The organism is Streptomyces sp. S465 (assembly GCF_026898115.1).
Taxonomy (GTDB): Bacteria; Actinomycetota; Actinomycetes; order Streptomycetales; family Streptomycetaceae; genus Streptomyces; species Streptomyces luomodiensis.
In genome coordinates this window covers 1,886,963-1,912,142 of record NZ_CP114036.1, presented here as the reverse complement: position 1 = coordinate 1,912,142, position 25,180 = coordinate 1,886,963, and the positions used below count along the sequence as shown (strand labels likewise).

The window sequence follows — 25,180 nt, the reverse complement described above, 5'->3', positions numbered from 1 at the left end:
CGCGGACAGGACCCAAGCCGGCGCGGACAGGGAAGGGAGTGGGCGGAACATGCTGCGGTGCGTGGTGATCGGCAGCGGGATCGTAGGGGCGGCCCTGGCCGACCGGCTGGCCGGAGAGAAAGCGGAGGTGGTCCTGCTGGAGCAGGGCCGACCCGGTCAGGCCACCAGCAGATGGAGCCTCGCCTGGCTCAACGCCGCCGCCAAGACCCCGCAGGCCTACCACCGGCTCAACGCCGACGGCATGCGCGCCTGGGCCCGCCTCGCCACCGGGCTGAACGGCGCCACCTGGTACCGGCCGGTGGGAAACCTGCAGGTCGCCGACGCCGGACGGCGGGAACAACTGGAGGCCACCGTGGCTCGGGCCCGCGCATGGGGCTACGCGGCGCACCTGGTCGACCGGGAAGAAGCGGCCCGGATCGAGCCCACTGTGCGCCTGCCGGACACCGCATCGCGGAACCTGCGCCTTGCCTGGTTCCCGCAGGAGGGCTACCTGCTGACCGAGCCACTGGTGGAGCAGCTGGTGGCGCGGGCCCGCCAACGCGGGGCGAGCGTGCGCACCGGCGAGGCCGGCCGGGTCACCGGGATCGAACGCGTCGCCGGCCGGGTCACCGCGGTGCGCACCGCTGACGGTGAGCGGATCCCCGCCGACACGGTCGTCTGCTGCGCCGGGCGCTGGACCTCCGAGGTCGCCGCCATGGCAGGGGTCCGCGTCCCGATGGTCGATCCCGAGCCGCCGGGCTCGACCGCGCCGGGATTCGTGGCACGGGTCGGTCCGGTCGAGCCTTCGCCGACACGGGTTCTGCACACCCCTGGCGTGAACCTGCGCCCCCACGGCCCCCGCACCGTGCACCTGGAAGCCGGCGACATGACAGCGGATCTGCACACTCCCGAAACCCACCTGCGGGACCTGGCGCACACGCTGCTGGACCGAGCCCGGCAGCTCCTGCCGGGTCTGAGCCAGGCCCGTGTGCAGGAGTACCGGGTGTGCGTGCGGCCGATGCCGGCCGACGGGATGCCCGTCGTCGGAACCGTGGAGGCTGTTCCCGGCCTGTACACCGTGGTGACCCACAGCGGCGTCACCCTTGCCGCGCGGCTCGCCGAACTCGTCACACGCGAGTTGTTGGAAGACATCCGGCTGCCGCAGCTCGAGCCCTACAGGATCGAGCGCTTCACCGCCACTTCGCCCCAATAGCCCGCACGGTGGCGCGGGCGCCGAAACCCTGGCGAAGCACCCGCGGCCGGCCCGGCCGGCCTGCGTCGCTGACCGGATGTGGCTTGCTGCCCGCGGGCCACTTCCCGGGTTACCGGGCCCCGGGCACTCGCGGCGGCCGGCGACGGTGGCGGCCCGGCGAGCCTTCGGCGCGGCCGACCGCTCACGGCTCTCCACGGCCCGTACGGCGGCGGCCGGCGCCTCGGCCGCACGACCTCCATCCGGCTCAGCGGTTCGTTGTGCGCGGACTCCAGCAGGGCACGGTGGAAGGCCAGGTCCGCCTCGACGATCGCGTCCGCCTCCGAGCCGGCCGCGGCCATGTCGTCGAGCGCCTGCCGCATCGCATCCAGGTCGGAGGTGGTGAATCAAAGGGGGAGCTCGCCCGGCTGAGCCAGAGGATCGGCGCCTGACATCCCAGGCCGAGGCCGTCATCGCCGGCGACTTCCTGCACATCGACTTGGGGATCTTCGCCGGGTGTACGAGCTGGTCTTCCTCGAGAACGGCACACGCCGCCTCCACATGGCCGGCGTAACCGCGCATCCGACCGCACAGTGGACGGCCCAGCAGCCCCGAAACCTCGCTCATGAGGCGGGCGTGCGCCGCGAGTCGTTGCGCTTCTTGATCCGCGACCGGGACGGCAAATACCCCAAGTCCTTACTACCTCCCCTCGCCGACCACCACACGGTGCCGCTGACCGACCTGAACACCCCACAACGGCTGCTCGAGACCCGTGTCCTTGGCGGTCTGATCAATGAGTACAGGTACGCGGCCTGACCAGCAGCGACGCGTTTCTGAACGGCACAGGGTGCCGACGCAGCGTCCCGTCCGGGATCACGTACGCCGGCCGCTTCGCCCGCCGCATCGCGGCGGGCGGGCTCTCGGCGAGCGCAACCCGGCGGAGCCGGGTGTCGGCGTCGCCGCAGCGTAGAGGGGCGAGGGCGAGGAGGGTCTGCCGTCCCGGCGTCAGGCGCCGCCGGCGGTTGCCGATCCGCTGCCGGTGGACGACGCGTTGGCGGCCACCGCCAGGACGGACGGCTCAGTCCGCGCCCTAACCGAGCCGCGCGCCGAGTTCGGTGGCGGCGGTGACGACAGCGCCGCTGAGGAGGGCGAGTTTGGCGTCGGCCCGCCTCGCCGGGCCGGATACGGACAGCGCACCGCAGGCCACGCCCTGCCGGTTGCGCACCGCGGCGGCCACCGCGCAGAGGTCCCGTTCGCTTTCCTCCATGTTGGTGGCGTAGCCGGTCTCCCTTACCTTCTCGAGCTCGGCCTCGAGCGCCCGGCGGGTGCTCACCGCGCGCTCGGTTCCGCCTCGCAGCCGCGCGCCCGGATAGCGGCGCCGCAACTCTTCCCGGGAAAGCTCGGCGAGCAGCACCTTCCCCGCGGCCGACGCGTGCGCCGGGCCTCGCTGCCCGATACGCATCCCGGCACGGATGACCTGCTGGCTCTCCACACCTTCGACGAAGACGGTCTCCGTGCCTTCCAGTACGAGCAGATGCGCGGTTTCGGAGGTGTCTTCGACGAGCTTTTCCAGCACGGGACGCGCTTCGTCGCGGAGGGCGACTGCCCCCATCACGGCGATGCCGAGCCTGGCCAGGGCGGGCCCAGGTCCGTAGCCCTTGGTCCGGGCGTCCTGGCGGAGCAGGTCGCGGGCCTGCAGGGTGGTCAGCATCCGATGAGCGGTCGACCTGGCCACTCCGAGCTCGGCGGACACGTCGGCAACTCGCAACGACGGGTTGTCCACCAGCATCAGCAGGATCCGCGCGGCGTTGTCGATCGATTCCACCGGGTAGGCGGCCGGCACTGCCACAACCCCTCCATCTCGCCGTCGTCACTGCGGCGCGGCTGTTCTGGTGATCGGAATTGTATTTCGCTAGCCAGAATAACCGCAGTCCCCCCCTCGACGTCTCGGCGGATCTCGCGAATCGCTCCGCAGCCGTGTTGGTGGTGCGTCACGGCTCCGGCGCCTCCGGCGGCGCCGGAGCCGCCTTCGAGCAACGTCCGCGAGCGGGTGGGAGCGGGTCCTTCCCGCTGGTCGGAGTCACCGCCGTGGCCGCCGTCCCGCCGATGTACCGCCTTGTCTTTGTTCCGCTGGGCAGATCACATGCCGCCCAGAAGAACATCCCTGTTGACCAGTTGCTGGGGCCGAGCTACTCTCCAGAACATGATCTGCCTTGCAGAACACTGCCTCAGAGGAGCGCCGTGACGACTCCATCGCCGTCCATCGCGGAACTCGGCCATGTCGGCCTGCGCTGTCACGACGTGGGCAGGCAACTCGCGTTCTACACCGACGTCCTCGGCCTGACGGTCACCGACCACGACAAGCGGCTGGGCATCTGGTTCCTGTCCGCCCGGCCGGACACCGAACATCACGAACTGCTCCTGGCCGAGGGGCGGGACGCGCCGGTCGGCGTCAAACTCATCCAGCAGGTGTCGTTCCGGTGCGCGCGCTTCGAGGACGTCCTCGGCTTCCATCGGCGTTTCCGGGAGCACGACGTCCGGCTCGACATGATCGTCTCGCACGGCAATGCCGTCGGCGTCTACTTCTACGATCCGGAGGGCAACCGCTGTGAGGTCTACTGGCAGACCGGGTTCATGGCACGGCAGCCCTTCGTCGAGCACATCGACATCGAGACCGATCCTGAGGAGCTTCTGCACGCCATCCGGGCTTCGGTCGAGCGCCACGGCGCGACGGGTTTCACCGAGGAGAGTTATCGCGCCTGGACGCGCGAACAAGCGATGCCGGCCGATGGCGCCGCGGCCAAGGAGGTAAGGCAGTGAAGTTCGTTCGCTACGCGGACGGGCCGTCCTCACGCGTCGGCGTGGTCGACGGCGACCTGGTCCGGGCCGTCGACGGTCCGGCAGATCTGCTGCCTCTCATCGAGGCCGGTGAGGACGAGTTGCTCGCGGCTGGACGGACCGCGCTGCGGCGCGGCGCGACCGTGCCGCTGCCGGACATCGTTCCCCTGTCGCCGATCGCGACGCCTCCGACCGTCCGCGACTTCTACGCCTTCGAACAGCATGTCCGGGCAGGGCGCGCCTGGCGGGGCCTGGAGATGGAACCGGACTGGTATGAGCTGCCCGTCTTCTACTTCTCCAGCCCCTACGCCGTGATGGGCTGCGGGCCGGTGCCGATGACGCCGGGTACGGAGCGTTTCGACTTCGAGCTGGAGGTCGCCGCGGTGGTGGGGCGCGCCGGCCGTGACCTGACCGCCAAGGACGCCGAAGGCGCCATCGCCGGTTACTGTGTGCTCAACGACTGGAGCGGCCGGGACGTGCAGCAGCGCGAGATGAAGCTGTCGATGGGGCCGGTGAAGGGCAAGGACACCGCGACGAGCCTCGGCCCGTACTTCGTGACCCCGGACGAGATCGCCGACTTCCGCGAGGGCAACGGATACCGTCTCGAAATGACCTGCACGGTCAACGGTGCCCCCTACTCCCGCGCCCTGTGGTCGGACATCCACTGGTCGTTCGGCGAGATGATCGCCTACGCCTCCCGCGGCGCCGAAGTGCGGCCGGGCGATGTGATCGGCTCCGGCACCTGCGGCACCGGCTGCGTCCTGGAGCTCTCCCGCACTCACGACTCGGCGGCCTACCCCTGGTTGCGGCCGGGCGACGAGGTCGTCGCGGCGATCGAAGGTCTCGGCGAGTTGCGTAACACCGTCACCGAGGCGGCGCCGGTCATTCCGTTGCGAACCCGGGGCGCGACGGGGCAGGAGGACGGAACACCACCGCGACGCACCGACGGAGCCGCGCGCTGATGGACGCTCCCGTACCGGCGGGGGACCCGGCCAAGCTTCGGGCCGCGTTGCTGCGTGCCATGCCGATGTCCCGGATGCTCGATTACGGCATGGACCACGGGGACGCCGTCCACCTGGCCAACGCGCCCGTCTCGGAACCGTGGCACGAGGTCGCGACGCGCCTGGCCGAGGCGCAGTTGACCCGCGCGGAGGCGGCCGCCGACCGCGGTGATGTCGAGACCGCGGTCGCGTGCTATCGGCGGGCAACCGCCTCCCTGATCTTCGCGCAGATGGCCTTCAACACCGACCACCCGGCCAAACGCGCGCTCTACGTCCGGCTCACCCGGGCCTACCAGGCCGCGGCCGAGCTCGACACCGAGTTGCGCGTGGAACGGCTGTCGATCCCGTTCCGGCAGAGCCACTGCACCGCCTGGTTCGTCAGTCGCTCCGGTGATCGCCCTGGCCCCACGGTGGTCATTGTCGGCGGGCAGAGCGGTTGGGGCCCGGCCTTTCATCAGCAGGCCGAAGCCCTGGCCCGGCGGGGACTGTCCGCTGTGCTGCTCGAGGCACCCGGTCAGGGCGATACGCGCATGGCCGGCGGACTCCACCTCGACGGGGACGTCGACCGAGCCTTCAGCGCTGCCCTCGACGCCGTGCGTGCCCGTACCGGCTACGACGGCCGGTACGGGGTGTGGGGAAACAGCTTCGGTGGACTGCTCGCCGCCCGTGCCGCGGTGCACGACAGCCGTTTCGGCGCGTGCTGCGTCAACGGGGCCAACGCGAAGCCGGAGCCACTGCCGTTCCGGACCGCACGCGAACAATCGCGGGCGCTCCTGGGTGTCGACACCGACGACGAAGCCGCGGCCGTCTTCCGCACCCTGTGGCTCGACCCGGCGGCCGAGCGCACGAGCGCCGCGATGCTCGTACTGCACGGCGGCAACGACCCGCTGGTCAGCCTCGATCAGCAGAAGGTGTTCCTCGAGCTGTCGGCGCATCCCACCCTGCGGGTTTGGGACGACGGCGACCACACCGTGTACAACCACTCGGCCGAGCGCACGGAGTTTGTCTGTGACTGGTTCCGTGCCCAGCTCGGCCGCGCGTGACCCAAACGACCACACACCCGCCCCCCCAACAGCTGACAAGACCATTGAGGTGACCGTGAAAGCAATGACACTCCCGCGTTACGGCGGCGCGGACGACCTGGAGCTCACCGACCAGCCGACACCGGCGGTCGCACCCGGGGAGTTCCTGGTCCGGGTCAAGGCGGCCGGAGTGAACCCGGGCGACGAAAAGATCGCCGTCGGCACTCTCGACGGCATCATGGTGACCCACTTCCCCCTCATCCCGGGCTTCGAGATGTCCGGCGTCGTCGAGGCTCGCGGTTTCGGCGCCACCGAGTTCGAGATCGGCGACGAGGTGATCGGCTTTGTCGTCAAGGACTGGGCGCAGAACGGTACCTACGCCGAACTGGTTTCAGCCCCGGCCCGCACTCTGGCACGCAAGCCGGCGTCCCTCGACTGGCTGCGTTCGGCGTGTCTGCCGCTGAACGGACTGACGGCTTACCAGGCCATCAAACGCATCAACATCGGCGAGAGCGACACCGTCCTGATCCACGGGGCCGCCGGTGGGGTCGGTACGCTCGCCGTGCAGATCGCCGCCACTCGGGGCGCACACGTCATCGGCACCGCCAGCGAGCGCAACCACGACTACCTGCGTGAACTCGGCGCCACACCGATCACCTACGGAGAAGGACTGGCCGAGCGGGTGCGCGAGCTCGCGCCGGAGGGCGTCGACGCGGCACTCGACTTCTACGGCGGGGACGCGGTGGCCGTCTCGCGGAAGGTCTTGAAGGATCCCGCGCGGGTCGCCTCCGTGGCCGACATCACCGCTCCCGAACAGGGTGGCCAATTGGTGTGGGCACGCCCGAACGCCGACGAGCTGACGGAGGTGGCCGCGCTCGCCGAGGCAGGGAAGCTGTCCGTCCCGGTGAATCGCTCCTTCCCGCTGGAGCAGGCCGCCGACGCCTGGCGGATGCTCCACGCGGACAGCCGCGCCCGTGGCCGGATCGTACTGGACATCGACGCCGCCTGAGGTGGTCTTCCGGCACGTACAACGCACCGGTGTAAGCGAAGGGTTGGGACACATGAAGCTTGCCGATGAAGCCCGCACATCCACGACCACCCCGGATGTCGTGGACGCGGATGTCGTCATCATCGGGTACGGCCCGGTCGGTCAGACCCTGGCTGCTCTCCTGGGGGCGGCGGGACACCGCGTGCTGGTGTGCGAACGGCGGGTCGGGCGCTACGAGACGCCACGAGCCGGACACTTCGATCACGAAATCATGCGCGTCTTCCAGTCTTTGGGCCTTGCCGACGAGGTAAGGCGCATCGCCGAACCAGCGCGTGTGTATGAATTCCTCGACCCCGACGGAGGCGTGATTTCTCGTCTGCCAAGGGAATGGAACGCTCCCTCCGGCTGGGATGCGTCGTACCACTTCTACCAGCCGGAACTCGAGGATGTCCTGGACGCGGCAGTCCGCGGAGCGTCCACGGTGGACGTTCGTTTCGGTGCGGAGCTGGTCGATCTGCGCCAGGGGGCGGACCACGTGGTGGTGGCGTTGGCGGACGGCAGCGTCGTCACCGCTCGCTATGCGGTCGGGGCAGACGGCGCCAACAGCGCGGTACGCACGCTCTGCGGCATTCCGACGAAAGATCTCGGTTTCCGGGGCGACTGGCTGGTCGTTGACGTCCGGCCTCGGCCTGGCGCCCCGGCCCTGGACATCCCGGACACCGGCCAGGTACTCGACCCCGCGAGGCCGAACCACATGGGCCGGGTGGCTCACCGGTACTTCCGCTGGGAGTTCATGCTCGTCGAGGGCGACGATCCCACCGAGATGGTGCAGCCGGAACGCGTCTGGGAGCTGCTCAGGCCCTGGATCGGCCCACAGGAGGGGGAGGTGATCCGGCAGACCGTCTACCAGTTCCGGTCCATCGTGGCCGATACGTTCCGCCACCGGTCGGTTCTGCTTGCCGGTGACGCCGCTCACGTCATGCCGCCATTCCTCGGACAGGGCATGAGCTCTGGCATCCGGGACGCCGCGACCCTCGGCTGGATGCTCGACCTCGTGCTGACCGGCGCCGCGGACCCGAAGCTGCTGGACCTGTACACGCTCTCGAGAAGGCCACAGGTCATCGACTACATCGAGGAGTCGGTGCGGGTAGGGACCGTCGTCTGCGAGACCGACCCCGTTCGTGCGGCGCAACGTCGTGCCCAGATGCGGTCGGCGACCGAGCTTCCGCCACCGTTTGAGCCGCCTGTCGGCGCAGGCTTCCGAGACGGACAACCGCTGGCCGGCCACTTGGCCGTACAGCCCTTTCTGCGTACGAACGGCGGAAGGACCGAGCGGTCCGACGACGTGCTCGGCCACGGGTTCACCCTGTTCAGCCTGGTCGAACCGGACGCGGCGACGACCGCGGCCGTCGCGGAACTCGAGCGCGCCATCGGGCTGCGGTCCGTGGTGATCGGCGCCGAGGGGGTCCAGGAAGAGGGCGAGGCGCTGAGTGACTGGCTCAAGGAGTCCGGTGTCGTGGCCGTGCTGGTTCGCCCGGACTTCTACGTCTTCGGCACCGCTACCGAGCTCTCCGAGGTGGTGGATCTGCTCGCCTCACTTCGCGCGAGCCTGTCGCTGGTGTAGCGGCGTGACACCCGCTCGCGCGGCGACCGACGACTGCCCCGGATCACATGACACACGGAGGAATCTCATGCCGAAGACGAACAACGGTATGTACTACGAGGAGCGGGGAAACGGGCCGGACACTATCGTTCTGCTGCCCGGACTCGGGTGCTCACTCACGTGCTGGTCCGAGGTGGCACCCCTCCTCGACGGCTATCGCCTCGTGCTCATGGACCTGCCGGGCCACGCGGGCTCCATCCATGCGCCTGCCGACGGATCGAGCCTCGCCCGGATCGCCGAAACGGTGATCGATGCTTGTGATCAGCTCGGCCTCGAACGCTTCGCCCTCGTCGGTCTCTCCTTCGGTGGCGCGCTCAGTGTGCGGATCGCTCTGGACCGGCCCGGCCAGGTGTTCGCGGTCATGGCGCTCATGCCGTGGAACGCGGGCGGTACCGAGGCGGGCGATCCAGTCATCGAAGGGTTCCACACGTCCTTCCGTGACGTCGAAGCCATCACGCAGGCCATTGGGGCCATCTCGCTGGAGCCGAGCAAGACGACCGATGTCGTGCGCACGATGACGACTGCTGTCACCGAGCAGTTCTGGCACAGCTGGCTCGGAACCGGTGGCGGTGCTTACACGAGCATGTCCGAGGAGCTGTCCGGGCTCGCTGTGCCGGCGTGCTACGTCATCGGCGGCCAGGACACCATCGCCCCGCAGGACAAGCTGATCGCCGACGTCCGTGCGATGCCCGGAGGCCGGCTGGTCTTCCTGTCGGACGCGGGACATCTCGCCCCCTACGAGTCTCCCGAGCTCGTCGCCCGGGAGATCCGCGAGTTCGTCAGCCGCTACGCGAACACGCCGTCGCCGGGCGCGGGTGCTTCGTCATGAGGTCGCTGTGCTTCGTCGGCAGGCCGAGCGGCCGCGGCGGGCGATCGTGGTGGCAAAGGCGTGTTGCCACGCGGATCAGGTCGGCAACGGTACGGAGGTGGCTGTGCGGTGGCCAGGCGATCACCGTTGTCACGGGCGGGGCGTCCGGGACCGGCACGGCGGCGAGGTCCCGGCACAGGTCGGCGGCGGCGGACTCGGGGATGATTACGGTGGTACGGCCAAGCGCGATCAGCTGGAAGAGCTGCGCCAGGTTCCGTACCTCTGCGCCCGGTCCTTGTGGGTAGCTGCCGCCGGGACCGGGCCAGCGGGCCATCGGGAGCGTTGGGAGGGTGGTGATGTCGGCCATCCGGAGCTGGGAGCGGTCGGCGAGCGGGTGTGAGGCCGGCAGGATCGCGACCTGTCCCTCTGTGTACAGGGTTTCGGTGTCGAGTCCGGCTGCTGAGTCGAAGGGCAGGTGCAGCAGGGCCACGTCGGCGTGCCCGTCCCGCAGCAGCTGCTGGTGCTGGTGTGCCTCGCAGAGCAGCAGATCGACGGTGGCTGCGCCGGGTTCCGCGGCGTAGGCGTCGAGCAGTTTCGTCAGCAGCTCGCCGGCGGTGCCGGTTTTGACGGCGAGGACGAGGCTGGGGTGTGCTGTCGCGGCCTGTTGAGTGTGCCGCTCAGCTGCGGTCACTGCGCTGAGGATCGCGTGTGCTTCGGCCAGCAGCACGGCTCCGGCGGCGGTGAGGGTGACCTTGCGGCTGGTGCGTTCCAGCAGTGTGATGCCGAGCCGGCGTTCGAGCTGGGTGATCGTGCGGGACAGGGGCGGCTGGGCTATCCCAAGGCGCTGGGCGGCCTTGCCGAAGTGCAGCTCCTCGGCGACGGCGACGAAGTACCGCAGCTCGCGTATTTCCATGCGCCCAGGCTAATGACGGCTCACGGCGGATCGATATCGTTCGGGTATTTCTGCACTACCGAGCGGGTGTTGGTGTCCGGCCGCGGTGCGGGCATGCTCGCTGTCGTGAACGAGAAGACGATCGCGCTGGTCACTGGCGCGAACAAGGGAATCGGGTACGAGATCGCGGCCGGGTTCGGTGCGCGGGGCTGGAGTGTCGGCGTCGGCGCCCGGGACGAGCTGCGCCGGGAGGACGCCGTGGCGAAGTTGCGCGCGGCTGGTGCCGACGCCTTCGGCGTGCCCCTGGACGTGACCGATGACGAGAGCGTGATCGCCGCGGTCGGACTGATCGAGGAGCGTGCGGGGCGGCTGGACGTACTGGTCAACAACGCCGGCGTGGCCGGCGGCTGGCCGGAGGACCCCACGGCCATCGACCTCGACACCGTGCGGCGGCTGGTGGAGACCAACGTCATCGGCGTCATCAGGGTCACCAACGCGATGCTGCCGTTGCTGCGCCGTTCGGCGCACCCGCGGATCGTCAACCAGTCGAGCCATGTCGGCTCCCTGACCTTGCAGACCACGCCCGGTGTCGACCTCGGGGGGATCAGCGGGGGCTACGCGCCGACGAAGACCTTCCTCAATGCCGTCACCATCCAGTACGCCAAGGAGCTGAGCGGCACCGGCATCCTGATCAACAACGCCTGCCCTGGTTACGTGGCCACCGACCTCAACGGATTCAGCGGGACCCAGACTCCCGAGCAGGGCGCGGCGATCGCCATCCGGCTGGCGACCCTGCCGGACGACGGCCCGACCGGCCGGCTTTTCGACGACAACGGGGTCGTCCCCTGGTGATCTGACTCTGGGGTGCGTTCCTGGTCGATCAGGCCGTTGACGCCGGAGCGGCGCAGGACGGTGTCGACGGCGTCGAGCCGGATGCTCAGTGAGCGCCCGCCGCTGGGGGCCCGGCCCAGCAGGTGCTCGGCGGCGGCCCGCTCGCCGTCGGTGGGCGCGGCCAGGGTGACCGGGCCGGTGAGTGGCTCGGCGCGTTCCATGTGGCGGCGTCTCCGGTCCGGCAGCCAGGCACAGCCCGGGGGGGGCCGAGGAACGCCCCGCGTGTGCCTCCGACGTAGCCGGCGTTGTAGCGTTTCGTGCGGCTGTTCGGCTCTCGTTGCCCGTCGTCGCGACCCACGGGCAACAAGCCGGGGGCACCGCACGTGTGAGGAGCAGAAAGTCATGGCACGACCAGAGTCCGCCGAGAGCAGCACCGGCTGGGGCACCCCGGCCACGTTGCCGAAGGCGCCGCTCATGGCTGCGTGTTCGGGCGGCTCGCACTCCTCTTGCACACGGGCGGGCGGCCAGCTCTCCGTGCCCTCCGCGGTCGGAGCCTGGGTCAGCGCGGTCATCGAGAAGGACGCGAAGCAGGCGTGCCTGCTCCCCGCGGTGCCGGGCAGCGGCTCGTCCCGGAAGGCCGCCACCACCAGATGTGCACTGCGTCGGCGACGCAGAAGACGGCCCCCAGTTTGACGTCGAGGCGTCTCACCGCGGAACGCCTCTGGCAAGCCGACGGTCACTGTCGACGCGCCCACCCCCGGGGGCGACGAGGCAGCCGTCCGGAACGACCCGCCCCCACCGGCTACTCCCCACACCCTCACCAGCGACCAATCCACCATGGAGAACACGGCCCCAGGAGGAGAAGTGCAGCGACCACCTGAACCGGACGACCTCGCCTCGTATACCCGACGGCGCGTCCTGACTGCCGCGGTCGGGATCGGGGCCGCGGCTGCCCTCGGTGGTTGCGACGCGTCCGCGTCCTCGTCCTCGTCGGACGCCCTCCAGGTCGACTTCGGCAGGACGGCGTTCTTCCCCCTGGTCAAGTCGAAGATCGGCGTGGGTCGTGCGCTCAACTCCGACAAGATCCTGGACAGCCTGCGGTACCTGGACGAGATCCGTCCGGCGCTCTACGACGGAGAACTCCGCTTTCCGGACACGGACTCGGACTCGATGAAGCCGTACCCCATCGAGGTCGAGGACGGCGAGGTCCAGGTGCGGCGCAACTCCTTTCTCGACACGGTGCAGAGCGAGCTGCGGCGGCGCCGCATCGAGGTCATGTATCAACTGGAGGGCGCGCCCCAGCAGTGGGAGGACACCGCGAAGGCCAAGGCGCCGCGGAAGTTCCCGGCCCCGACCGACCTGCGGGCCGCTGCGGACGCGGTGGGCAAGTGGGCGAAGCTCTACAACGATCAACCGGTCAGCTGGTGCATGTGGAACGAGCCGAGCCACAACCTCACCGGGTCTCCCGATCTCGCGTCCATCCGGCAGATGGTCGACATCTACGACGCCTACGCCGGCGCGATCGGGCCCAAGGGGCTGTTCGGTATGGCGAGCTTCGTTCCGGTCGACGCGCATCCCCGCCGGCAGTTGGGCGGCCGGAGCTACCTGGAGACGGCCGTCGACGAGTTGCGGAAGCGCCGCAAGACCGAGCCCGACCTGCCGTTCGACTACCTCACCATGAACAACTACGGCGAGGATCTCTCCGACCTCGTCGACGGCGCACGCAACGCGCTGGGCGGCGACTTCAACACCGTTCCGCTCATTCAGGCGCAGTTCGGGGTGTTCCGCCCGGGTGAGTGGGAGAAGAAGGGCGGAACCGCGCTGGAGGCGGCCCGCTCGGTGGCGGCGTTGGAGAAGGCGCTGCGGATACCCGACCTGCAGACGTTCACCTTCAGCGGCTGGGTGCCGCACATGATCGCCTTCAAGGGCGGTGAGGCGCTCCGCACGCCGTTGTTCAACGCGCTGAAGCTCTACGCGCGCATGCCGGACCGCCGCACCCCGGTGCGCGGTGGGCTGCCCGACGGCGTCGGTGCCATGGCCTCCGGTGACGAGCACCGCAGTTCGGTCCTGGTGTGGAACGAGTCCGGCGAGTCGCGGACCATCCAGCTCGAGCTGGCCGACGTTCCGCCGGCCGATGGGGGAGAGGCCGAGCTGAAGGTGTATCAGATCGATCAGAAGCACGGCAGCCCGCTGGAGCACAGTGGAAGCGACTTCGGCCCCAGTGAGACCGTTCACCTCGATGGGCGTTCCCGTAAGGTGTCCAAGACCGTGACGGTGGCGGGCCCGGGTCTGGTGTACGTGGAGGTCGGCGCCGCATCGCACCATCCCGTCCTGGACCGGGACGGCCTGTCCGCCACCCTGGTCCGCAAGCACACGTACGCCGACCGCGTCACGGGGGCGAAGGGTACGACCACGGTGCGCGGCAACGCCTATGGCTGCTACGACGCCGTGCGTGCCGTCGCCTATGTGGGCGTCGAGGGGGACGAGGGCACCGGGTTGTGCGGAGCGGAGTACCGCGGTCTGCCGCAGACCCTGGACACGGACGTCCGCGCCGAGCTTCCGGACCGCCAACCGACCTCGTCGGAGGCGCTGTTCGGCATCCGGGTGGACTATGTGCTCGGCCACGGCGTCGCGAAGAGCGTGCTCTGGCACGGCGACATCCTCGACAAGCGCCGCACCAAGCCCCTGCCGTGGGGACGGCGCGGCGCGACCGCGGACGAGCTGGTCCACGCCCCCGAGCTCGATCGCGCGAGGGTGGGCCACACCAGGCTTGCCCTCGCCCTGGGCGCCCACGCGCCCTCGGGCTGGGCGAGCTCCGGCGCTCGGGCGATCATCTCGTTCTGGATGGACTCCACCGGTCCCGGCTCCCAGGCGAGGTTCCTGCTCGGCTAGATGCCGCTCTCGCCCACAGATCGATTTCGGCGTAGGCCGTGGAAAGGGAAAGCACGTGAAGCAGAACGATTTCGCAGTGTCGCGGCGGTGGCTGGTCGGGGCTTCGGGAGCGGCCCTCCTGGCCGCTGGATGCTCGAAGAACGATGGCGGAGGGGACAGCGGCGGCTCTGCCGACCCGTCGGCCGACGGGCCGTCCGACGGGTCGGCTCCGGACGGGGCGCTCGGCGGCAACTTCAACGAGGACCCCACCGGCTGCGGATTCACCGAGCTCGAGGGCCTGGACGCCAGTTGGCTGCGCGGCTTCGTCGCCATTCGTGCCAAGGAGGAGACCGGTGCCCTGCAGGACCGGGCGGTCTCCACTCTGCTCAACGCCTCCGAGCACGGTTACGGCACCATCCTCAGCCTCAAGCTCCCGCACAACGACAAGCCTTTCCCGGCCCCGGACAGCTCCGAGATGGCCGACGTGCTGGCCAAGGTCGACAAGGTGCTGGACACCGTCATGGACAAGGTGAACATCCTCGTCGTCGGCAACGAGCCGTTCATCGAGAGCCGCAAGGAGGACTGGAACGGTCCGCTGGGCGACTTCTACGAGAAGGTCGCCGAGCATGTGCTCGCCTACCGGGCCGAGCACAGCGGTAAGAGCAGCCGTACCCGCGTCTACATGGGCGCTCTCAACCACCTCGACGAGCCCGAGTGGCGCGGCGAGGGCGCGGAGCGGTGGATGGAGTTCGCGCGGAAGACCGACGGGATCGAGGGGGTGGACATCCACCCCCACGTGTCGTCGATGGCGAACGCCAAGAAGTACCTCGACTTCGTGGTGCCGCGGCTGGGACACGGGCAGAAGTTCCTGGTCACCGAGTTCTCCCTGGTGCTGCTGTGGCGGCAGCACCTGAGCGACCCGATTCCGCGCCAGTTCGCGGAGCGGTACAAGATGAGCCCCGACACCAAGGTGTGGCAGGCGATCAAGCAGGCGATCGACCACCCGTGGTCGCAGCGCCAGTGGCAGGACCTGCTCGCCATGAGCCCCTGGTACGCGAGCCACAAGCACTGGCTGAGGAACCAGGTCAAGCAGTTCCGCGACACCGGCAAGCTCGCCGTGGCCACCTACGGCGTGGCGCAGGGAGCCGCCATGACCAAGGACTTCGGCCCGCAGAAGAACCCCTGGCTGCTCAACAGCCTGTACGCGAGCCGCACCGCACGCCCCGAGGCCAAGTCGTCGACGCCCGCCCAGAGCCTCGGCTGGTACGACGACTTCCGGGCCCTCCAGCGCGAGCAGGACAAGCTGCCGGTGAACACCGGCAGCGTCCCCACCTGACCGGGGCAACCGCCCCTGCCGCCGGAGTCCCGGCCTTTCGCCCGGCCTGCCGAGCACACCTTGCGTTGACGCAGGCCACTGGCGACACCTCGCGCCGTGCGCCGATGAGCTGTCCCGGGCCCCGGTCGGCAGGGCGGATCAGCGCAGTCCGGCGAAGAGATCGTTCTCGGGTACGGCGGCGCCGGTGGTGTCCTTGACGCGTACGAAGGTCTCCATGCCCATCAACTCGCCGAACCTCTCCTTGCCCATCTTGAGGAAGAAGATGTTCTCGCCCTGACTGGCGTGCGCGGCCAGCGCATCGAACTTCTGACCGCTGAACGCGGTGGTGTCCACCCACGTGGTGATCTCATCGTCGGGGAGGCCGATCTCGGCCATCGCGGCGGCCTCGGCGGGATCCGGCTCCGGCACGTCCCCATGAAACTCGCGCATGGCCTCCGCGAACCGCTGCATCATGGAGTGGGGCATCGTGGTCCAGTACACCTTCGGTGTCAGCGTGGTCATCTCCAGCGCCGCCATCGTGATGCGGTGGGCCTGGATGTGGTCGGGGTGGCCGTAGAAGCCGTTCTCGTCGTAGGTGACGACCACATCGGGTCGGTAGTGCCGCATGAGTTCGGCGAGCCGGGCGGCGCCTTCCGCCACGGGGGTGCGCCAGAAGGATCCGGGGGCGTCGTTGCTCGGCCAGCCCACCATCCCGGAGTCGGCATAGTCCAGCATCTCCAGATCGCTGACCTTCAGGACGTCACAGCTCGCCTTGAGTTCTCGACGGCGCATCAAGGCGACGGCGGCCGGATCGTGCCCGGGATCGCCCGGCTTGACACCCCCCGGTCCGTCACCGCAGCCGCCGTCGGTACACGTCACGAGAACCGTCCGGATGCCCTCCGCCGCGTACCGCGCGAGGATCCCTCCGGTTCCGGTGGCCTCGTCGTCGGGATGGGCGTGCACGGCCATGAGCGTCAAGGGTCGGTCAGTCATGAAACAGTCCTCCTGAAGGAAGTACGTCTTGGTCCGAGTGCGCGGCGGGCGTACCGCGATTCTGGGGCCCGGATCCTGGTGAGGCGGACGGCCTTGTGGTCTCCGTATTTCCCCGACGTGCGGCGCCGGTCCCTCGGTCGATGCAACCCTGCCGCCGGGACGGCTGTTCCCCGCGCGGCCGTTTGGCCCCGGTGACGTGAGGCGGCCCTCACCGTGCCACGTCGGGTGCCCGGCGCGCCACCAGCCGCCGCTTCCGCGGCCGGATCGGCCGTCCCCGTTCGGCAACCAAGCGGATCGTGCCGTCGTCCTCAACGACAGGTCGCCTCAAGGAGGTCATGCAGTGCCTACGCACGACGACATCGTCAGACCGCTGCCGGAACTGCTCGGGGACCACGCCCGTCGCCTCGGGGACAAGGTGTGTTTCCAGGACCGGCTCGGGCGCGTGACCTACCGGGAGCTGGAACGCAGGACCGCACGGCTGGCCGGGCACCTGGCTGGACTCGGCGTGGCGCGCGGCGACCGGGTGGCCGTACTGCTCGGCAACCGTGTCGAGGCGGTCGAGAGCCTGCTCGCCGTCACCCGGGCGAGCGGCGTGGGCGTGCCTCTGGACCCCGGGAGCCCGGAGGAGGAACTGACCCGCTTGCTGGACGACAGCGGGGCACGGGTGCTCATCAGCGACGGCGCCTGCCTGACGCGGCGGCGGACGCTGTCGTCCCGGCCCGGACTGACCGTGGTGGTGGCCGAAGGCGGCGACGAGGACGGGGCCGAGGGCTCGCCTCCGGGCGCGGCCGGCGCAGCCGGGGGCCGGCCCGCCGCGGTCGCGGGCGGTGTTCTGCGGTACGAGGAGTTGGCGGGTACGGAGCCGCGGATGCCGGCCCGGGACGATCTCGCGCTGGACGACGTGGCCTGGCTGCTCTACACCTCGGGCTCCTCCGGCGCGCCCAAGGGCGTCCTGTCCACCCAGCGCAACCGCCTTTCGCCGGTCGCGACGGGTCTCGTCGGTGTCCTGGGCCTGTCCGAACGGGACCGCGTGCTGTGGCCGTTACCCCTCCATCACGCGATGAGCCAGGTGGTGTGCTTCCTCGGGGTGACCGCGGTGGGGGCGAGCGCGGTGCTGCTGCCCCATTTCTCGGTGGCGGGTGTGCTCGGCGAACTGCGCCGCGGGGACGGTCCGTTCACCTTGCTCGGCGGGGTCCCGACCACGTATTCGGCGCTGCTCGACGCGGTCCGGGGTGAGGAAGCCGGCGAGGGCGGCGCCGGTCTCGGCGCCCCCGCGCTGCGGGGTTGCGTCAGCGGTGGTGCGGCGGCGGGGCCCGGGTTCCGCGAGTCCTTCGAGGCGATCTGCGGTGTCCCTTATCTGGAGCACTACGGCAGCACGGAGGCGGGCCCGGTCACCATGGCGGCGCCGGGCGAGGCGACGGCGTCCGGGGCGCGGGGCCGGGTGCTGCCCGGCACCCGGGTCCGGGTCGGCGGGGGCCGCGACGGCCGGGACACGGGCGAGGGCGAGTTATGGGTCAGCGGGCCCGGGGTCATGGCCGGATACCACGGCAGGCCGGAAGCCACCGCGGAGGTGCTGCGCGACGGCTGGTTCCGCACGGGTGACCTGGTCAGGATCGATGCCTCCGGTGAACTGGTGGTCACCGGCCGGGTAAGCGATCTGATCATTCGGGGCGGGGTGAACGTCCATCCTGCGGAGGTGGAGGCGGTGCTGCGGCGGCTTCCGGGGGTGGCGGACGCCGCCGTGGCCGGACGCCCCCACCCCGTCTTCGGCGAGGTGCCGGTCGGCTATCTGGTCGCCGGGTCCGGTGGCGGCGTGCTGGACAGGGGGCGCATACTCGCCGCCTGCCGTGCGGAACTGTCCGGCTTCAAGGTGCCGGTCGAGTTGTTCGAGGTGGCGGACATTCCCCGTACGGTCTCCGGGAAGATCCTGCGGCGGGACCTCGCCGGCCTGCCCGCGCGGGCGCTGGGCGCGGAGGCCGTCGGGAAGCCGTCGGAGGACCTGCTGACTGTGGTGCGAAGCGAGGTGGCGGCCGTGCTCGGCGGTACGCCTCAGGCTGTGGAGCCGAGCACGGCACTGCGGGACCTGGGCATGGACTCCCTCACGGCGACGGTGCTGCGGGAGCGGTTGTCGGCGGCCACCGGCCTGCCGCTCTCCGAGGCCGTCGCCTTCGACTTTCCCACGGCCGCCGCGCTCGCCGCCCATCTCGGGGAACGGAACGCCGCCGCGCCGGCCGGTGCCGGGCCCGTGAACCGGAGCGCGGCCCGGCCGGACGACGACCCTGTGGTGATCGTGGGGATGGCGTGCCGCTATCCCGGAGACGTGACGTCTCCGGAGGAACTGTGGCGGCTGGTGGCCGAGGGGAGGGACGCCATCGGTCCCTTCCCCACCGACCGGGGCTGGGACACCCGGGCGCTGTACGACCCGGACCCCGGGCGGCCCGGACGGACGTATGTGCGCGAGGGTGGTTTCCTCTCCGGCGCGGACCGCTTCGACCCCGGCTTCTTCGGCATCTCTCCCCGCGAGGCGCTGGCCATGGACCCCCAGCACCGGCTGCTGCTCGAAGTGGCGTGGGAGGCCTTCGAGCACGCCGGCCTCGTCCCCGCCACCCTGCGCTCCTCGGCAACCGGGGTATACGTCGGGCTGATGTACAGCGACTACGCCCGCCGCCTGACAAGGACGCCCGAGCATGTCGAGGGGTACCTCGGCCTCGGCAACGCCGGAAGCGTCGCCTCGGGTCGTATCGCCTACACCTTCGGCCTCGAAGGACCGGCCCTCACCGTGGACACGGCGTGTTCCTCGTCCCTGGTGGCCCTGCACCTGGCGACCCAGGCGCTGCGCCGGGGTGAGTGTGCCTTCGCGTTGGCCGGCGGCGCCACGGTGATGTCGGGGCCCTCGTCGTTCGTGGAGTTCAGCCGCCAGCGGGCGCTGGCACCGGACGGCCGCTGCAAGGCGTTCGGCGCGTCCGCCGACGGCACCGGGTGGGCCGAGGGCGCCGGAATGCTGCTGCTGAGCCGGTTGTCCGAGGCGCGCCGTGCCGGACTTCCGGTCCTGGCCGTGGTGCGCGGCTCGGCGGTGAACCAGGACGGGGCGAGCAACGGGCTGACCGCACCGCACGGACCGGCGCAGCAACGGGTGATCCGGCAGGCGCTCGCGGACGCGGGGCTGAACTACGGGGACATCGACGCGGTGGAGGCGCATGGCACCGGCACCCGGCTGGGGGACGTCATCGAGGCGGAGGCCTTCCTCGCGACGTACGGGCGCCACGCGCGGCAGCGTCCTCTCCGGCTGGGCTCGGTGAAGTCGAACATCGGTCACACCCAGGCCGCCGCCGGAGTGGCCGGTGTGATCAAAATGGTGCAGGCGATGCGGCACGGCGTGCTGCCGCGCACGCTGCACGCCGACCAGCCGACCCCCCGTGTCGACTGGTCGCCGGAGCGGATCGCGCTGCTGACCCGGGCGGTGGAGTGGCCCGCGACGAACCGCCGGCGCCGGGTGGGCGTGTCCTCCTTCGGCATCAGTGGCACCAACGCCCATGTGGTGCTCGAAGAGCCTCCGGGCGACGGGGAGGCCGCACCGCCTGCCGTGGCGGACGGCGGGGCCGTAAGCGGCCGCGTCGGGCCCGGGGCGGTGCGGGGAGAGGCGACACGTCCCGGACGGGCCGCGGTGGCCTTTTCGGTGTCGGCCAGGAGCGTGCCGGGGCTGCGGGCCCAGGCACGACGGCTGTACGACCATGTGGCCGCCACCCCCGATGCGTCCCTGGCGGACCTCGGGTACTCGCTCGCCACCACGCGTACGGCCTTCGAGCACCGGGCCGTGGTGGTGGCCCGGGAACGTGCCGGACTGCTCCGCTCCCTGCGGGCCGTGGCGGAGGACGACGGCCGGCCCGGAGTGCACACGGGCACCTCCCGCCACCACGGCCCGCCGGCCCTGCTGTTCACCGGCCAGGGCAGCCAGCGCGCCGGGATGGGCCGTGAACTGTACGCGTCGCGGGATCTGCATCCGGCCTTCGCCCGTTCGCTGGACGAGTGCTGTGCCCTGCTCGATCCGCTGCTGCCGGTGCCCCTGCGGGACGTCATGTTCGCCGGGCCCGGTACGGAGACGGGCGCGCTGCTCAAGACGACCCGGTTCGCGCAGCCGGCCCTCTTCGCCCTGGAGACGGCCCTGTTCCGGCAGTTCGAGGCGTGGGGGGTACGCCCCGGCCCGGTGGCCGGACATTCAGTGGGCGAGGTGACGGCGGCCCATGTCGCCGGGGTGCTGTCCCTCGCGGACGCGTGCACACTGGTGGCGGCCCGGGGCCGGCTGATGGACACGCTGCCCGCGGGCGGCGCGATGGCGGCTGTGGCCGCCGGTCCTGACGAGGTGGCCGCCCACCTCGCCGAAACGGGGTGGGCGGTGGAGATCGCCGCGGTCAACGGGCCCGCCTCGGTGGTCCTCTCCGGCGACGAGGCCGCGGTGCTGGCGGCCGCCGCCTCCTTCCGGAAGCGAGGGCGTTCGGTGACACGGCTGCGGGTCGGCCACGCCTTCCACTCCGCCCGGATGGAGCCTGTGCTGGCCGACTTGGCGGACGTGGCCCGGCGTCTGTCCTTCACCGCGCCGAGGCTGCCTCTGCTCACCGCCGTGGCGGGCCGGGCGGCCACCGACGAGGAGCTGTGCACACCGGAGTTCTGGGTGGACCATGTCCGCCGTCCGGTCCTCTTCGCCGATTCGGTGGCGTACCTGGGTGAGCGAGGCGCGGCACACTACGTCGAACTGGGGCCGGACGGGGCGCTCACCGCTCTGGTACGGGATTGCCTCGCCACGGCCGGACCGGCACCGGCCGGTCCGGCCGCGGGCGAGGCGGGCGGCGGCGAGCGGGGCCCGGCACCGCTGGTCCTGCCGACTCTGCGCAGGACGCGGCCGGAAGCGGACGCCCTGCTCGACACGCTGGCCGCGCTGCACGCCCATGGCGTGCCCGTCGACTGGCGGGCCGTCTTCGCCGGGCGCGGCGGGCGGCGCGTCGCACTGCCCACGTACGCCTTCCAGCGCCGCCGGTACTGGCTGGAGGCCGCCCCGGGGCATCCGTCCGTGTCCCCGACGGCCGAGCCCGCCCATCCGTTCCTGCGGTCGTACACCCGCACGGCCGACGACGACGGGTTGCTGCTGAGCGCGGTGCTCTCGGTGCATGACCAGCCGTGGCTCGCCGATCATGTGGTGGCCGGCGAGACCGTGCTGCCTGCGGCCGCCTTCGTCGACATGGCCCTGTACGCCGGTGAGCTGGCGGGCGTGTCCGTCCTCGACGAGCTCGTCCTGGCCGCACCGCTGCCGTTGCCCTCGGACGGTGCTGTCGCCTTGCAGGTGAAGGTGGCGGGGGTGGACGAGGCGGGACGGCGGGCCGTGTTCTTCCACTCCCGGCCGTACACCACGGCGGGTGATCAGCCCTGGCTCCGGAACGCCGTCGGCACTCTTTCGCCGGCTCAGCCGCCCGCGGACCGGGAAGCGGCCGCCGCCGGGGCCGGCGGGGTGCCCCGGCCGCACGCGTCCTGGCCGCCGGAGGCCGCGGTGCCCCTGCACACCGGCGGTCCGGGGAGCGGACCGTACGAGCGACTGGCCGCCGACGGGCTGCGTTACGGTCCTGCCTTCCGGGGCATGCGCGCCGCCTGGAGGCACGGGGAGGAGCTGTACGCCGATGTCGCGCTGCCCGAAGCGGCCCGGGTGCCGCGCCCGGAGGCGGACGGCCCGGAGTTCGTCCTGCATCCCGCGTTGTTCGACGCGGCGCTGCACGCCCTGGCCCTGGACGGCATCGTCGGAGACGGTCCCGGGGCAGTCGGTCCGGCGGCCGGCGGGTTGTCCCTGCCGTTCGCCTTCAGCGGAGTGCGCGTGCACACCACCGGCGCACGGAGCTTACGGGTCCGGGCGGCCCCCGGACCCGACGGGCGGGCCGGAGTGGAGCTGACCGACGAGACGGGCTCACCGGTGGCGACGGTCCGTTCGCTGACGCTCCGGCCCCTACCGCGTACCGGCTCGAGCCCGGCGGGCGCGGTCACCGGTGCTCTCCACCGGACGGACTGGGTGCCGCTGACCGAGCCGCCCGCACCCGTGGCGACGCTCCGCTGGGGGGTTCTGGGCACGGCGGGCACACGGCTGCTGGACGCCCTCGCGCCCCCGGGTTCCGGCGTCCCGGTGTACCGCGGCCCGGCGGCGTGCGACGCGTCGTCGGCCGTCGTCGTGGCACCGTGCCCACCGCCTGACCCGACCGGCGGCGCGCAGGACCAGGCTGCCGGGTTGCTGCGGGCGGCGGACCGGGCGCTGGGGCTCGTGCGGGAGTGGCTGGCTGCACCGCACCTGTCCCGCTCCCGTCTCGTCCTCGTGACGTCCGGTGCCGCCGGTCGCGGGAGCGACGTCCGGTCCGGCGAGACAGCGTCCGTACCGTCGCACACACCGGTGTGGGGACTGGTCCGCTCGGCCCTGCGCGAACACCCGGGCCGCTTCGCCCTGATCGACGTGGATGAACACCCCGACTCCTGGAGTGCCCTGCCCGCCCTGCTGGCCGCCTCGGCACCGGAGCTGGCCGTACGCCGGGGGACGGCGTACGTGCCGAAGCTGGTGCCACTGGCCGAGGCGGCACCGGAACCGCGGCGGCGACGGCCGCTCGACCCGGAGGGCACGGTCCTGGTCACCGGCGGCACCGGTTCCCTGGGCATGCTGGTGGCGCGGCACCTGGTCACCGCCCACGGCGTTCGTCATCTGCTGCTCGCCGGCCGACGCGGGCCGGCCGCTCCGGGGGCCCGGGAACTCGTCGCGCAGCTGCGTGCGGCGGGCGCCCAGGTGCACGTGCACGCCTGTGACGTCGCGGACCGGACCGCGCTCGCCACCCTGCTCGACGCGATACCGGCGGCCCACCCGCTGACCGGCGTCGTGCACACCGCGGGGGTGCTGGACGACGGCGTCGTCACGGCGCTCACCACCGACCGTCTGAGACGGGTGCTGCGCCCCAAGGCGGACGCCGCTCTCGCGCTGCACGAACTGACCCGCGACCATGACCTGGCGATGTTCGCGTTGTTCTCCTCGGTCGCGGGCACGTTCGGCTCCGCGGGCCAGGCCAACTACGCCGCGGCCAACTGCGTGCTGGATGCCCTGGCACGCCACCGCGGCCGGCTCGGACTGCCCGGTACGTCGATCGTCTGGGGCCCCTGGCGGCAGGACGACGGCATGATGGCGCACCTCGGCGACGCGGACCGGCAGCGGATGGCCCGTTCCGGGTTCGCCCCGCTCGGACCGGAAGAGGCCCTGGCCCTCTTCGACGCCGCCGTGGCCGGTGACGAACCCGTGGTGGTGGCGGCCCGCCTCGCCCCGTCCGCTCTCCGCGGCGGCGAACCGGCGGCGAACCGGTTCCGAACTCCCGCTGCCGATGCGGTCGACACGGGCGGGGACCGACGCGGCCGGGCGTTGGCGGCCGCTCCCCCCGGCGAGCGGGGCGGGGTGCCGCTCACGATGGTCCGGACCCTGGCGGCCCGCGTCCTGGGCCACGCGGAGGAGGTGAGCGAGATCGACGGGGACGCCGTGCTGGCGGACCTGGGGCTGGACTCCCTGGCCGCGGTCGATCTGCGCAATGAGCTCGCGGCGTGGACGGGGCTGGCCCTGCCGCCCACGCTGCTGTTCGACTTCCCGACGCCGCGCGCGCTCGCCACCGAGCTGACACGGCGGTATGCCGCCGAGGCACCTCCCGCGGGTGCCGTCCCTCTGGGCTCCCCGGAACGACCGGCGGACGACGGAGCGGGGGGTGGTCCGGAGGCGAGCGGTTCGCCGGATGCCCGGGTGCGGGCCGCCGACGTACCGCACGCCGGGGGAGCTCCGGACTCCCTGGGCGTGCTCTTCCGCGCCGCGTGTTCCCAGGGACAGAGCTGGGACGGCATGGCGCTCCTCACCGTCGCCGCGCGCCTGCGCCCGGTCTTCGACAGGACAGGGGCGCCCGGCGCGACGCACGAACCCGTCATGCTCGCGGTGGGCGGCACGGGGCCCCGGCTGGTCTGCTTCCCCGCGCTCAGCGCGGTGTCCGGACCGCAGGAGTACGCGCGCCTCGGTGCCGGGCTGCGCGGGCTGCGGCCGGTTTCCGCGGTGCGGCACCCGGGGTTCGAGCCCCGGGAGGCTCTGCCTGCCACGCTGGACGCTCTCGTCACCGCCCAGGCCATTGCCGTCCGCGCAGCCGCGGCCGAAGACTCCCCGGTCCTGCTGGGGCGGTCGGCCGGTGGCTGGGTGGCCCATGCCGTGGCCGAGCGTCTGGAGTCCGAGGGCGCCGCCCCGGCGGCCGTCGTCCTGGTGGACACCGGTCCCCCCGGCCACGGCGACCGGGGCCAGGCGCTCTCCGCGATGACATCGGACATGCTGCGCCGGGCGGCGGAATGCGCCTCCGCCAGCCCTGCCCGGCTCACCGCCATGGCCAGGTACTTCGAGCTCTTCAGCGGCTGGAAACCCGCGCCGCTCGCCTGTCCCGCCCTGTACGTACGAGCCCGGGACCCACTGCCGGGCGCCGAACCCGCCCCGGACTGGAGCCTGCCGCACGCCGAGGTCATCGTGGACGGGGACCACTTCACCATGCTGGAGGAACACGCCCGCACCACCGCACTCGCCATCCACCAGTGGCTGAGCGCGTAAGCGGGTGGACTACGGGACCGGACGCGAGGCTCTGCTCAACGCGGCCGTACGCACGCGGGCGCGCTCGGGGTCGTACTGACCACCTCTGGTGGTCCGCTCGCCACCGAGCAGGGCGTCGAGGCATTGCGCCGACTGCTCGCCGCCCACCGCGCCGAGCG

At 71.5% G+C, this 25,180-nt stretch carries 17 protein-coding genes and 1 pseudogene; 13 read left to right on the top strand and 5 right to left on the bottom strand.

Annotated features, from left to right (window positions below; translation table 11 throughout):
* Window positions 1–61 precede the first annotated feature (61 nt).
* Entirely contained in the window at window positions 62–1,192 is a 1,131-nt protein-coding gene (locus N6H00_RS08150) for an NAD(P)/FAD-dependent oxidoreductase (protein ID WP_268970920.1), read from the top strand.
* Here the strand turns inward: N6H00_RS08150 and N6H00_RS08145 are convergent.
* Window positions 1,153–1,560, bottom strand: coding sequence for an FCD domain-containing protein (locus tag N6H00_RS08145; RefSeq protein WP_268976873.1), 408 nt, complete (start codon window positions 1,558–1,560; stop codon window positions 1,153–1,155). The two genes, N6H00_RS08150 and N6H00_RS08145, sit on opposite strands and share 40 nt — an antisense overlap.
* Before the next feature lie 124 nt (window positions 1,561–1,684).
* On the opposite strand from N6H00_RS08145, the gene N6H00_RS08140 reads away from it, so the two are divergent.
* A complete protein-coding gene (locus N6H00_RS08140; RefSeq protein WP_443072910.1) occupies window positions 1,685–1,984 on the top strand; it encodes a hypothetical protein in 300 nt (99 codons plus the stop codon).
* Between the two features lie 274 nt (window positions 1,985–2,258).
* On the opposite strand, the gene N6H00_RS08135 is transcribed toward N6H00_RS08140, so the two are convergent.
* Window positions 2,259–3,017 carry an IclR family transcriptional regulator gene (locus N6H00_RS08135; RefSeq protein ID WP_268970919.1) on the bottom strand — a complete coding sequence of 253 codons (759 nt, stop codon included), beginning with the start codon at window positions 3,015–3,017 and terminating at the stop codon, window positions 2,259–2,261.
* A gap of 392 nt (window positions 3,018–3,409) precedes the next feature.
* Between N6H00_RS08135 and N6H00_RS08130 the strand changes: the two genes are divergently transcribed.
* From N6H00_RS08130 to N6H00_RS08105, 6 genes are all read left to right on the top strand, one after another.
* Window positions 3,410–3,988, top strand: coding sequence for a VOC family protein (locus tag N6H00_RS08130; RefSeq protein WP_268970918.1), 579 nt, complete (start codon window positions 3,410–3,412; stop codon window positions 3,986–3,988).
* Window positions 3,985–4,968 (top strand): fumarylacetoacetate hydrolase family protein, encoded by a 984-nt coding sequence (locus tag N6H00_RS08125; protein ID WP_268970917.1) that lies wholly within the window; start codon window positions 3,985–3,987, stop codon window positions 4,966–4,968. The genes N6H00_RS08130 and N6H00_RS08125 overlap by 4 nt, the downstream gene beginning before the upstream one ends.
* Complete coding sequence (locus N6H00_RS08120) at window positions 4,968–6,050, top strand: alpha/beta hydrolase (protein ID WP_268970916.1); 1,083 nt, start codon at window positions 4,968–4,970, stop codon at window positions 6,048–6,050. Before N6H00_RS08125 ends, N6H00_RS08120 begins: the two co-directional genes overlap by 1 nt.
* A gap of 55 nt (window positions 6,051–6,105) precedes the next feature.
* Entirely contained in the window at window positions 6,106–7,038 is a 933-nt protein-coding gene (locus N6H00_RS08115) for an NADP-dependent oxidoreductase (RefSeq protein WP_268970915.1), read from the top strand.
* Between the two features lie 52 nt (window positions 7,039–7,090).
* The gene (gene mhpA / locus N6H00_RS08110) at window positions 7,091–8,641 is read left to right on the top strand and encodes a bifunctional 3-(3-hydroxy-phenyl)propionate/3-hydroxycinnamic acid hydroxylase MhpA (protein ID WP_268970914.1); all 1,551 of its coding nucleotides are present in this window, start codon (window positions 7,091–7,093) and stop codon (window positions 8,639–8,641) included.
* Window positions 8,642–8,708: 67 nt separating this feature from the next.
* Window positions 8,709–9,509 carry an alpha/beta fold hydrolase gene (locus tag N6H00_RS08105; RefSeq protein WP_268970913.1) on the top strand — a complete coding sequence of 267 codons (801 nt, stop codon included), beginning with the start codon at window positions 8,709–8,711 and terminating at the stop codon, window positions 9,507–9,509.
* On the opposite strand, the gene N6H00_RS08100 is transcribed toward N6H00_RS08105, so the two are convergent.
* A complete protein-coding gene (locus tag N6H00_RS08100; protein WP_268970912.1) occupies window positions 9,460–10,401 on the bottom strand; it encodes a LysR family transcriptional regulator in 942 nt (313 codons plus the stop codon). The two genes, N6H00_RS08105 and N6H00_RS08100, sit on opposite strands and share 50 nt — an antisense overlap.
* Before the next feature lie 93 nt (window positions 10,402–10,494).
* On the opposite strand from N6H00_RS08100, the gene N6H00_RS08095 reads away from it, so the two are divergent.
* Window positions 10,495–11,232, top strand: coding sequence for an SDR family oxidoreductase (locus N6H00_RS08095; RefSeq protein WP_268970911.1), 738 nt, complete (start codon window positions 10,495–10,497; stop codon window positions 11,230–11,232).
* Window positions 11,233–11,279: 47 nt separating this feature from the next.
* Here the strand turns inward: N6H00_RS08095 and N6H00_RS08090 are convergent.
* Window positions 11,280–11,432 (bottom strand): annotated as a pseudogene (locus N6H00_RS08090) (TIGR02679 domain-containing protein); the annotation flags it as partial.
* A gap of 181 nt (window positions 11,433–11,613) precedes the next feature.
* Between N6H00_RS08090 and N6H00_RS08085 the strand changes: the two are divergent.
* From N6H00_RS08085 to N6H00_RS08075, 3 genes are all read left to right on the top strand, one after another.
* On the top strand, window positions 11,614–11,904 hold the full coding sequence (locus tag N6H00_RS08085) for a hypothetical protein (RefSeq protein ID WP_268970910.1): 291 nt from the start codon (window positions 11,614–11,616) through the stop codon (window positions 11,902–11,904).
* A gap of 171 nt (window positions 11,905–12,075) precedes the next feature.
* Window positions 12,076–14,103 (top strand): hypothetical protein, encoded by a 2,028-nt coding sequence (locus tag N6H00_RS08080; RefSeq protein ID WP_268970909.1) that lies wholly within the window; start codon window positions 12,076–12,078, stop codon window positions 14,101–14,103.
* A 55-nt stretch (window positions 14,104–14,158) separates the two neighbouring features.
* The gene (locus tag N6H00_RS08075) at window positions 14,159–15,418 is read left to right on the top strand and encodes a hypothetical protein (RefSeq protein ID WP_268970908.1); all 1,260 of its coding nucleotides are present in this window, start codon (window positions 14,159–14,161) and stop codon (window positions 15,416–15,418) included.
* Window positions 15,419–15,556: 138 nt separating this feature from the next.
* On the opposite strand, the gene N6H00_RS08070 is transcribed toward N6H00_RS08075, so the two are convergent.
* Window positions 15,557–16,390 (bottom strand): PIG-L family deacetylase, encoded by an 834-nt coding sequence (locus N6H00_RS08070; protein ID WP_268970907.1) that lies wholly within the window; start codon window positions 16,388–16,390, stop codon window positions 15,557–15,559.
* 340 nt (window positions 16,391–16,730) lie between these two features.
* Here N6H00_RS08070 and N6H00_RS08065 point away from each other — a divergent pair, with 340 nt between their 5' ends.
* On the top strand, window positions 16,731–25,022 hold the full coding sequence (locus N6H00_RS08065; protein ID WP_268970906.1) for a type I polyketide synthase: 8,292 nt from the start codon (window positions 16,731–16,733) through the stop codon (window positions 25,020–25,022).
* Window positions 25,023–25,180: the final 158 nt, after the last annotated feature.

Bases quoted from the DNA above. Each gene is read 5' to 3' on its own strand.
- mhpA (WP_268970914.1), top strand. From the start codon at position 7,091: ATGAAGCTTGCCGATGAAGCCCGCACATCCACGACCACCCCGGATGTC.
- N6H00_RS08120 (WP_268970916.1), top strand. From the start codon at position 4,968: ATGGACGCTCCCGTACCGGCGGGGGACCCGGCCAAGCTTCGGGCCGCG.
- N6H00_RS08070 (WP_268970907.1), bottom strand. From the start codon at position 16,390: ATGACTGACCGACCCTTGACGCTCATGGCCGTGCACGCCCATCCCGAC.
- N6H00_RS08105 (WP_268970913.1), top strand. From the start codon at position 8,709: ATGCCGAAGACGAACAACGGTATGTACTACGAGGAGCGGGGAAACGGG.
- N6H00_RS08085 (WP_268970910.1), top strand. From the start codon at position 11,614: ATGGCACGACCAGAGTCCGCCGAGAGCAGCACCGGCTGGGGCACCCCG.
- N6H00_RS08100 (WP_268970912.1), bottom strand. From the start codon at position 10,401: ATGGAAATACGCGAGCTGCGGTACTTCGTCGCCGTCGCCGAGGAGCTG.
- N6H00_RS08095 (WP_268970911.1), top strand. From the start codon at position 10,495: ATGCTCGCTGTCGTGAACGAGAAGACGATCGCGCTGGTCACTGGCGCG.